The 9,668-nt window shown below is 40.5% G+C and carries 9 protein-coding genes; 7 read left to right on the plus strand and 2 right to left on the minus strand.

All coding sequences use genetic code 11. From position 1 onward, the window contains the following. Positions 1-312: group II intron maturase-specific domain-containing protein (locus L655_RS0103590; RefSeq protein ID WP_024605253.1), on the plus strand; the 312-nt coding region annotated here is incomplete at its 5' end. An 827-nt stretch (positions 313-1,139) separates the two neighbouring features. Here the strand turns inward: L655_RS0103590 and rne are convergent. Then, positions 1,140-4,328, minus strand: a complete 3,189-nt coding sequence (gene rne, locus L655_RS0103595; protein ID WP_024604127.1) for a ribonuclease E — start codon at positions 4,326-4,328, stop codon at positions 1,140-1,142. Positions 4,329-5,100: 772 nt separating this feature from the next. On the opposite strand from rne, the gene rluC reads away from it, so the two are divergent. Both rluC and L655_RS0103605 read left to right on the plus strand, forming a co-directional pair. Next, positions 5,101-6,060 (plus strand): 23S rRNA pseudouridine(955/2504/2580) synthase RluC, encoded by a 960-nt coding sequence (gene rluC, locus L655_RS0103600; RefSeq protein WP_024604128.1) that lies wholly within the window; start codon positions 5,101-5,103, stop codon positions 6,058-6,060. After that, on the plus strand, positions 6,057-6,719 hold the full coding sequence (locus tag L655_RS0103605) for an HAD-IA family hydrolase (RefSeq protein ID WP_024604129.1): 663 nt from the start codon (positions 6,057-6,059) through the stop codon (positions 6,717-6,719). Before rluC ends, L655_RS0103605 begins: the two co-directional genes overlap by 4 nt. A 9-nt stretch (positions 6,720-6,728) precedes the next feature. Here L655_RS0103605 and L655_RS0103610 read toward each other — a convergent pair whose 3' ends face one another. Beyond that, positions 6,729-7,328 (minus strand): Maf family protein, encoded by a 600-nt coding sequence (locus tag L655_RS0103610; RefSeq protein ID WP_024604130.1) that lies wholly within the window; start codon positions 7,326-7,328, stop codon positions 6,729-6,731. A 131-nt stretch (positions 7,329-7,459) separates the two neighbouring features. Between L655_RS0103610 and yceD the strand changes: the two genes are divergently transcribed. From yceD to L655_RS0103630, 4 genes are all read left to right on the plus strand, one after another. After that, positions 7,460-7,984 carry a 23S rRNA accumulation protein YceD gene (gene yceD / locus L655_RS0103615; protein ID WP_007375269.1) on the plus strand — a complete coding sequence of 175 codons (525 nt, stop codon included), beginning with the start codon at positions 7,460-7,462 and terminating at the stop codon, positions 7,982-7,984. A gap of 9 nt (positions 7,985-7,993) precedes the next feature. After that, positions 7,994-8,164, plus strand: coding sequence for a 50S ribosomal protein L32 (gene rpmF, locus L655_RS0103620; RefSeq protein ID WP_002962381.1), 171 nt, complete (start codon positions 7,994-7,996; stop codon positions 8,162-8,164). A 12-nt stretch (positions 8,165-8,176) separates the two neighbouring features. Next, positions 8,177-9,217, plus strand: coding sequence for a phosphate acyltransferase PlsX (gene plsX, locus L655_RS0103625; RefSeq protein ID WP_024604131.1), 1,041 nt, complete (start codon positions 8,177-8,179; stop codon positions 9,215-9,217). A 52-nt stretch (positions 9,218-9,269) separates the two neighbouring features. Next, positions 9,270-9,668 (plus strand): ACP S-malonyltransferase (locus L655_RS0103630; RefSeq protein ID WP_024604132.1); only part of this gene is annotated, 399 nt, incomplete at its 3' end.

Below are 9,668 nucleotides of genomic sequence, written 5' to 3' on the forward strand. Positions count from 1 at the left end.
GTGCGCGGTTTTGTAAATTATTTTAGTATAGCCAATTGTAAGCGAGAGCTAAAAGCCTTGGCAGGTTGGATCAGACGAAGACTAAGGGCAATACAGCTGAGGTTGTGGAAGAAGCCATCAAGGCTACATCGACGACTAAAGCAGTTAGGGAAAAAGCCACCGTTTAAGTTCATAAAGATGAACTCGTGGCGTAACTCACTAAGCCCTTTATCTTGTGTATCGATGCCAAACCAATGGTTTGAGGAGCTTGGTTTATATCCAATAGAAAAAGTGAATACGGGATGGCTTGCTTTATCAGCGTTTAGGAAATAAGTTGATAAAATGTGAAGGGTACAGGAGCCGTATACGAGGTCCGTACGTACGGTTCTGTGAGAGGGATGAGGCATAAGCCTCACCCTACTCGATGTATCGGTATATAAATTCGTTGCATCGGAACAAAACCATTAAATGATTTATTTCACAAAGAGAAGTGAAAGAGGAGTAAATGAGAAAACACAAGCTAATCTTATTCACGGTTTTAAATTTCGGCTGAAGTCGTAAAGCTTGCTTACGCGAGAAGCAACGCTTCTTTTTATTAAATTTTTTTGCTAACAAAACCACTAAAAGATCTATTTCACAAAGAGAAGTGAAAGAGGAATAAATGAGAAAACACAAGCCATGCTTTATTGGCAGGCTTAGCCTTTTTACTACCTCTAAAAGCGCAGCGTCTCTTAACCTCTTTGTGAACAAATTACTTTTACGGGCTTTGCCCATCACGCCAACAAGTTGAGCGTCTACTCGTTAATCTTATTCACGGTGTTAAATTTCGGCTGTAGATACAAGACGTGAAGCTTGCTTACGCAAGAAACACTGCATCTAGTTATTTAATATCTTTGCTAATAAACCCCTTAAAGATCTATTTCATAAGGAGAAGTGAAAGAGGAGTAAATGAGAAAACACAAGCCATGGTTTATTAGCGGAGCTTTTTCAAGTTAGCCAGGTTGAGTTGTATTACTCCCTCTAAAAGCGCAGCGTCTCTTAACCTCTTTGTGAATAAATCGCTTATTATGAGCGTGAAGAAACTTTAATAATTATTCAAAGTATGTAAACAAAAAAGCCCCGCTATTTATTAAATAGCGGGGCTTTTAAATGAATGTTAGTTATTGATCAACACTCATTGTTTTAGTCATTGCAGAACTTGCACGACCAGCAGGTTTGATTGAACCTGCACGTAAACCACTGTCTGGAACTAGTTCACGTTTATCGTGAGCCATTGCTACAGACGTATGTTTCACTTCGCTATCAGCTACAGGAGTAGGTTGTGCCATTGGCGCACTTGCTGACCCTTGAGTAACCGCTGTTTTAACATGCGGTGCTGATTTTTCAGTTTTCACTTTTGCTTCAACTTTAGCAGGCTCTTTAGTTACTACTGATGTTTCAGCTTTAGCAGACTTTTCAGTTGCTACTGGCGTTTCAACTTTAGCTGGCTCTTCAGTTGCTACTGGCGTTTCAACTTTAGCTGGCTCTTCAGTTGCTACTGGCGTTTCAACTTTAGCAGGCTCTTCAGTTGCTGCTGGTGTTTCAACTTTAGCTGGCTCTTCAGTGGCTACTGGTGTTTCAGCTTTAGCTGGCTCTTCAGTTGCTACTGGTGTTTCAACTTTAGCAGGCTCTTCAGTTGCTACTGGTGTTTCAACTTTAACTGGCTCTTCAGTGGCTACTGGCGTTTCAGCTTTAGCCGGTTCTTTAGCTTTTACTGGCTCTTCTACAGCTTCAACTTTTGCTAAGTCTTCAACCGCAACGGCTTGTTCAACTTGTTGCGACGCATCTACCGGTGTTTCTTCTGATTTCGCTTTAAGTTCTGCTTCGTATTCTGCAGCAGCTTGATCAGCAACTGGAATAAATGCAGGGGCTTCATCAGATTTAACTTCTGCTTCACCTTCAGGGCGACGACGACGTTGGCCAGATGCACGAAGATGACGAGGAGAACGACGTGAACGTGTACGTGTTTGCTCTTGTTCGTCTTCAGTAGTTGCTGTTTCATCGTTAGAATCAACAACATCAACTTTCTCTTCTTTAATGTGAGCTGTTTTTTCTGCCGGAGTTTGCTTTTGCTTTTCTACAGCAGGAGCTTGCTCTTGAACTTGTGGAGTTTCAGTTACAGCCGTTTGCTCAGGTACTTGCTCTGTTGAGTTAGCTTGCTCAGCTTTTTCATCTTGCAGACGTACTTTTTTACGTATGTTACGACGTTGACGGCGAACTTTAGGCTTCTGCTCTTTAGGCTCTGTAGCTTGTGCTGGCTTAGAATCAGTTTCTACTTCCACCTTTGCAGGGGTTTCAGTTTTAACTTGATCTTTTTCTTGGTTTTTATGCTCTGGGCGCTTACGAGAGTTAGGATTACGACGGCGCTTGTTGCGGTTCTCGCTTCTCTCTTGAGTCTCGGTGCTTGCTGCTGAGTCAGTTTTAGCTTCCTCTTCAGCGGCTGGACGCTCATTGCGCGGCTTGTTAGTGCGTGGGTTATTATTACGACGACGTTGATTGTTATTACGACGACGGTTATCGTTACCACGACGCGCATTATTGCGCGTTTCTTGCTGCTCTTTTTCTACAGCTTCTTTTTTCTCTTCTTCAGATTCACTTGCAAATAACGACTTAAACCAATTACCAATAGCAGCTAGTAAGCCACCTTCAGTTTTAGTTTGTGCTACCGCAGCAGGCTCTACTGCTTTAGCTGGCGCTGCTTGTGGAGCAGGAGTAGAAGGCATTACCACGCCTTTTAGCATCGGCTCTTCACGGACTGGCGTACTTGGAGATTTTGACATCTCGAATACTTCAGGCTCTGGTGCAACAACTTGTCCGTAACTTACAGTTTCAAGTGTTTCGTCTTTACGTAAGCGCATAACTTCATAGTGTGGTGTTTCCATATGTTGATTTGGAATAATCACTACGTCACATTTATGATGTTTTTCAATGCGATGAACACTACGACGTTGCTCATTTAATAAATAAGCAGCAACAGCAACAGGCACTTGTGCATTTACTTGTGCTGTATTGTCTTTAATTGCTTCTTCTTCAATTAAGCGAAGAATTGAAAGTGCTATTGATTCGTTTGAACGAATAGTACCTTGGCCACTACAACGTGGACATGGGCCTTGGCTTGCTTCACCTAATGAAGGACGCAAACGCTGGCGCGACATTTCAAGTAAACCAAAGCGTGAGATTTTACCAATTTGAACGCGAGCACGGTCTGGGCGCGCTGCATCTTTTAAACGATTCTCTACTTCACGTTGATGGCGTGGAGGAGTCATATCGATAAAGTCGATTACAATTAAACCACCTAGGTCACGAAGACGTAATTGACGTGCAATTTCATCGGCCGCTTCTAAGTTTGTATTAAGTGCTGTCTCTTCAATATCGCCGCCTTTAGTTGCCTTAGACGAGTTGATATCAATAGATGTCAGTGCTTCGGTAGGGTCAATTACAATTGAACCACCAGAAGGAAGACGTACTTCACGCTGGAATGCAGACTCAATTTGGCTTTCAATTTGGTAATGTGTAAATAAAGGCGTGTCACCTTGATAAAGCTTAACACGGCTCATAAAGTCAGGACGAAAACGCTCAATGTGCGCTTTAGCTTCTTCAAAAACACGTGGTTTATCAATTAAAATTTCGCCAATGTCACGACGTAAATAATCGCGTATTGCGCGGAAAATCACGTTGCTTTCTTGGTGAATCAAAAACGGTGCTTTAGCACTATCGGCTGCTTGTTTAATTGCATCCCAATGTACTAATAGTGCTTTTAAATCGTAGTTAAGTTCTTCAAATGATTTACCAACACCCGCTGTACGAACAATTAAGCCCATACCTTTAGGTAGTTCTAAACGACCTAATGCTTCTTTAAGTTCAGTTCGCTCATCACCTTCAATACGACGAGAAATACCGCCAGCACGAGGGTTATTAGGCATAAGAACTAAATAGCTACCAGCAACGCTGATAAAAGTAGTTAACGCTGCGCCTTTTTGGCCGCGTTCTTCTTTATCAACTTGTACTATTACTTCTTGACCTTCTTTTATTACGTCGCGAATGTTAGGGCGACCATGAAAAGTGTAACCTGCAGGGAAGTAAGTACGTGCAATTTCTTTTAAAGGAAGGAAACCATGGCGGTCAGCACCGTAATCAACAAATGCTGCTTCAAGAGATGGTTCAATGCGAGTGATTTTGCCTTTATAAATATTGGCTTTTTTCTGTTCGTGACCTGGGCTTTCGATATCTAAATCATAAAGGCGCTGGCCATCAACCAGTGCTACGCGCATTTCTTCTTGCTGCGTTGCATTGATTAGCATACGTTTCATATTGTTACTCTACTTATTTATGTCGCTGACATGACGATGTTTTTCTCGCCTGTTCAGTTGTCCCTATTTTTAGAATGTGCAGCCTCACGACTGGGTCTTTAACGGAACGGCTCTGTATCTCGTATGCAGTATTTTAAATGCTGGCAAACAATAGCGATTATTACCGCTATTAAATTCTTAATGGTGCTAAAACTGTCGGCTTTTCAGCTACGTTTACAAGTTTTACCCAGAAGTCGGCCTGTCATATTAATCTTACTAAATATCATTCATATTAGGTGCGTAGGGCTCATTAAGTTGGTGAGCAATACATACTGATGTATCGCTAATATCCGTTTTAAGAGCAAAAATCGCTACCGATGTTAATGAACGCTTATTTATTAGATTTTTTTAATTCTAAATAAGCTGCTGTACGGTACTACAATAATTGAGCTAGTGCTGAACGACGTTTTTTACGTCGTCACTATCAGACAAATTATCTGTTCATTGCTTTCTCTAGCACATTAAAAATCGCTTCATGTTCAAACTTAACCAGCAATATATTACGCGCATTGCCGTTAATTGATCGCACGTGTTAACTGAGGAGGCATAAAAGCTTTGGAAAACTTAACTCGGATCTGTATGATCGGCTACCCAGAATGTGCATCACGAATGTTTTAATGTGTTAAAAAGCACCGTTGTTATTTGCAAATACTAAATATTTGCGCTGCTGATTATCCCACTATTATTACAGTGTTAGCAACTAAATTATTTTACTTAAATTAGTGATTAGGCAATGTCAGAAAAAAACGACTTACAAGTAACTTATGTCACGATCAATGAAGACCATTTAGGTCAACGTATTGATAACTTTCTTATTACCCATTTAAAAGGGGTGCCTAAAAGCGCTATTTATAAACTTTTGCGTAAAGGTGAGGTACGCGTTAATAAAAAGCGTATTAAGCCTGTATATAAACTACAGCTTGACGATGTACTGCGTATTGCACCTATCAGAGTTGCTGAGCGTGAAGAGTTTGTACCATCAAAGTTAGACAAAGTAACTCGCCTAGAAGACGATATTTTATTTGAAGATAAATACCTTATTGTCATAAATAAACCTTCAGGTATGGCTGTTCATGGTGGCAGTGGTTTAAGTTATGGTTTAATTGAAGCGCTGCGCGCGCTTCGCCCAGAAGAGCGCAATCTTGAGCTAGTTCACAGGCTTGACCGTGATACATCGGGTTGTTTACTTATTGCAAAGCGCCGTTCGGTGTTAACAGTATTGCATGAACAGCTTCGTGAAAAAACCATGGAAAAAAATTACTGGGCACTTGTAGAAGGGCAGTGGGACTCTAAAACTAAAAACGTTACTGAAGGGCTGCGTAAAAATACACTTAAATCGGGTGAACGCGTAGTACGTGTAGACAACACTGAGGGAAAACCTTCACACACTCGTTTTAAAGTACTTGAACGTTTTAACGATTGCTCACTTGTACAAGCATCGCCTGTTACAGGGCGTACGCACCAAATTCGTGTTCATACGCAATGTAAAGGTCATCCTATCGCGTGCGATGATAAATACGGTGACCAGGGGTTTGATGAATCTATGCGTAAAGTTGGGTTAAACCGCTTATTCTTACATGCACACGATTTAAGTTTTTATCATCCTAAAAACGAAACAACGATGCGTATTGAAGCACCTCTTGATAAAACGCTTAAAAATACATTACTAAAATTACGAGACGCAAAACAGTGATTACAGTGACGCCGATTAAAAAATATAAGCTTGTCATTTTTGATTGGGATGGCACCGTTATGGATTCAGTCACTAAAATAGTTAACTGTATTCGTAGTAGTGCTGAGTCACTTAATTTAGTGGCGCCAAGTGATTTGGCAATTAAAAATATCATTGGTATGTCGCTTGAAAAAGCAATTGATGTTTTATTTCCCAATAATGCCGCGCAGCATCAAGCGCTAATTAAAGGGTATAAACACCAATATAGTGTTGATACCACGCCAACTCCTGTATTTGATAATGTTGTTAGCGTTTTAGGTGCCTTAAAAGAGCAAGGCATTGTTTTAGCGGTTGCTACAGGTAAAGGTCGAGATGGATTAGAGCGTTTGCTTGATCAAAGCCAACTTAGACATTTTTTTAGTGCAACACGTACAAGCGACGACGCACTGTCTAAGCCCTCTCCAAATATGCTGTATCAATTACTTGAAGAACTTGGCATAAGCGCTCAAGACGCTGTAATGATTGGTGATACCCAAATAGACATGACAATGGCAAAAGCTGCAGGCATGGATAGAATTGGCGTAACAATGGGTGTACATAACGCACAGCAGCTAAATAAGCTTAGCCCTGTTGCAACGGTAGATAATTATCTGCAATTGCAACAGGTTTTGCTTGGCTAATTTATTTAACTAGAACTTGTTTTGAGCAGTAAGTATATCAATACCAAACTCAGTCAGTAGCTGGCTGAGTTTAATTAATGGTAATCCAATTAAGCTATTAGGGTCGTCTCCGCTTAGTTTTTCAAATAAACAGATGCCTAACCCTTCACTTTTAAAGCTGCCAGCACAGTTATAAGGCTGCTCAGCATCGCAATAAGCACTAATTTGTACATCACTAAGGATTTTAAAAGTAACATCAAAGGGTTCAACACACGTTTTTTTAGTGCCAGTTACAATATCGTAAACACAAAGCCCAGTTAAAAATGTTACAGTATTACCGCTAAATAAATTTAGTTGTTTTACGGCATTTTGTTTATTATGTGGTTTACCTAAAATTTGATTATTAAACACAGCGACTTGGTCTGATCCAATAGCTAACCCTTTGCTAAAGTGTTTATTAGCCGCTGAGGCTTTTAATTCACTTAAACGCTTAACCAGTTCGGTAGGTGTTTCGCATTCAAGTGCTGATTCGTCAACGTCTGGTGAAAACGTATCAAATGGTAAATTAAATTTTTGTAATAAAGACTGCCTAAAAGGCGAGCTTGACGCTAAAATAAGTGGATGCTTCACGGACTGTTTTCCTACGATAATTCAGATTGAGTTAGGATAAATCAGATCCGAGAGTAAAACACGTTAAAAACCAAGTAAAAATGGTTTTTTACTTTGACTAACAAACTAACTATCTATATGATGCAGCCCCTATGCAAAAGGTGAAAATTCCCATCACTCTTCATCCAGGCAAAGCAGCACAGCACCGTTTAAAGTATGACGGAATTGTACCGCTTGAAAAACTTACTCGTTTAGAGAAAGTTGTGCAGGAAGAAGTAGGTGAAATAGCGGTAAAAATACATTGCAAAAACGATGATCAAGGTTTCGCTGTGATTAGAGGCAATTTGTCCACACACGTTACTGTCATTTGTCAACGTTGTAATGGTGATTTAGGGTTGGATTTGGTTCAAGACTTTGCATACTCACCAGTAGGTGAAGATACAGAGTTAGATATTTTTCCAGAAGACTACGATGAAGTAGCGCTTGATGAAAATGGTGAAGTTAACGTTTTTGATTTAATTGAAGACGAGCTAATTTTAGCAATTCCATTAGTGGCTACCCACAACGAAGCTTCATGCAGTTATTCAGCAAAGCCTGCCAGCTTTGGTGTATTAAAGGCGGAAGATGATAAACCTAATCCATTTGATATTTTGAAACAACTTAAGAAAGATTCTTAGGAGAAGACTATGGCTGTACAAAAAAGCAAAAAGTCTCGTGCAAGACGCGGCATGCGCCGTTCACACGATGCGATCAGTGGTCCAACTTTAACTGTAGATCAAACATCTGGTGAGACTCATCGTCGTCACCATGTGACTGCAGATGGTTACTACAAAGGCGTTCAAGTAATTTCTAAATAAGAGATTACTTATATGCTGAAAGATCTAACCATAGCGTTAGATATGATGGGGGGCGATTACGGCCCCCGTTCATCTATTCCTGCTGCCGTTTGTGCGGTAAATGCTCATGCCAATTTAACTCTCATTTTATGTGGCAATGAACACGTTATATCTAAACAACTCGAATCTCTCGATTCTCTACCTCATCCTAGACTCATAATTCGTCACTGTAGTGAAATAGTCACTAATGCCTGTGAACCTGCAATTGCTGTGCGTTCAAAAAAAGACTCATCTATGCGTGTTGCCCTAGATTTAGTTAAATCGGGCGAGGCTCAAGCATGTGTTAGTTCAGGTAATACCGGCGCTCTATTTTTTATGGCTCACTATGTATTAAAAATGCTGCCAGGTGTTAAACGTGCCGCACTCATTTCATCTGTTCCTACAGAGCTTAAAAACCCAGTATATTTACTCGACTTAGGTGCTAATGTGCATTGTGATGCGCAAATGCTCTATCAGTTTGGCATTATGGGCTCTATTGTTGCCGGACAAGCACTTGGTTTGGACAATCCTCGCGTTAGTTTATTAAACATTGGTGCTGAGGACATTAAAGGCCACGACGACATTAAACAAGCTGCACAACTAATGCAGCAAAGCCCACATATAAATTATATTGGTTACAGCGAAGGAAGTGATATTTTTTCGGGTAAGGCTGATGTCATTGTATGCGAAGGGTTTGTTGGCAACGTAGCACTTAAAACATGCGAAGGCATTGCCAAGCTTATTATGAATAAGTTTACAACCGCACTCGAAAAGCATCTTTTATATAAATGTATGGCGTTTATGTTGCGTCCAATAATAAAAAAACTCTATAAAAGGGTGAACCCCGACCAGTATAACGGTGCTTCTCTGGTAGGATTGCGCGGTATTGTCGTTAAAAGTCATGGAAATGCGTCAGCTAAAGCATTTCAAGCAGCTATTGATGAAGCGGTAAAAGAGGTTGAACGTCAACTTCCTGATAAAATAGCCGCTATTTTCGAAAACACACATTCTAAAGACACGGCGGTTAATCAATAATTGATGTGCCGTGTATTTCATTATTTATTTGTTTAATTAAAAAGAGCAAAGTATGGCACAAAAAATTGCACTTCTATTCCCAGGTCAAGGTTCGCAAAGCGTTGGTATGTTACAAGAACTACTAGAGAGTTCTGACATTGTTAAAGCAACATTTGCAGAAGCGTCAAATGCACTGGGTTACGACTTAGCAGAGCTAGTTCTTAATGGCCCAGAAGAAAAATTAAATCAAACCCACCGCACACAACCTGCATTACTAACTGCAAGTGTTGCTATTTACCGTGATTGGTTAGCAGCTAACCCAGATGCCGACGTTGTTATGGCGGGTCACAGCTTAGGTGAATACTCAGCGCTAGTATGTAGCGACGTATTAAGCTTGAGCGAAGCCGTAAAGCTTGTTGAAAACCGTGGTTTATACATGCAAGAAGCCGTGCCAGCAGGCGTAGGTTCAATG

The sequence above is a fragment of the Pseudoalteromonas sp. TAE79 genome (assembly GCF_000498015.1).
Lineage (GTDB): Bacteria > Pseudomonadota > Gammaproteobacteria > Enterobacterales > Alteromonadaceae > Pseudoalteromonas.

Excerpts from the sequence above, each read along its gene's own strand:
- rne (WP_024604127.1), bottom strand. The coding sequence starts at position 4,328 with ATGAAACGTATGCTAATCAATGCAACGCAGCAAGAAGAAATGCGCGTA.
- rluC (WP_024604128.1), top strand. The coding sequence starts at position 5,101 with ATGTCAGAAAAAAACGACTTACAAGTAACTTATGTCACGATCAATGAA.
- yceD (WP_007375269.1), top strand. The coding sequence starts at position 7,460 with ATGCAAAAGGTGAAAATTCCCATCACTCTTCATCCAGGCAAAGCAGCA.
- rpmF (WP_002962381.1), top strand. The coding sequence starts at position 7,994 with ATGGCTGTACAAAAAAGCAAAAAGTCTCGTGCAAGACGCGGCATGCGC.
- plsX (WP_024604131.1), top strand. The coding sequence starts at position 8,177 with ATGCTGAAAGATCTAACCATAGCGTTAGATATGATGGGGGGCGATTAC.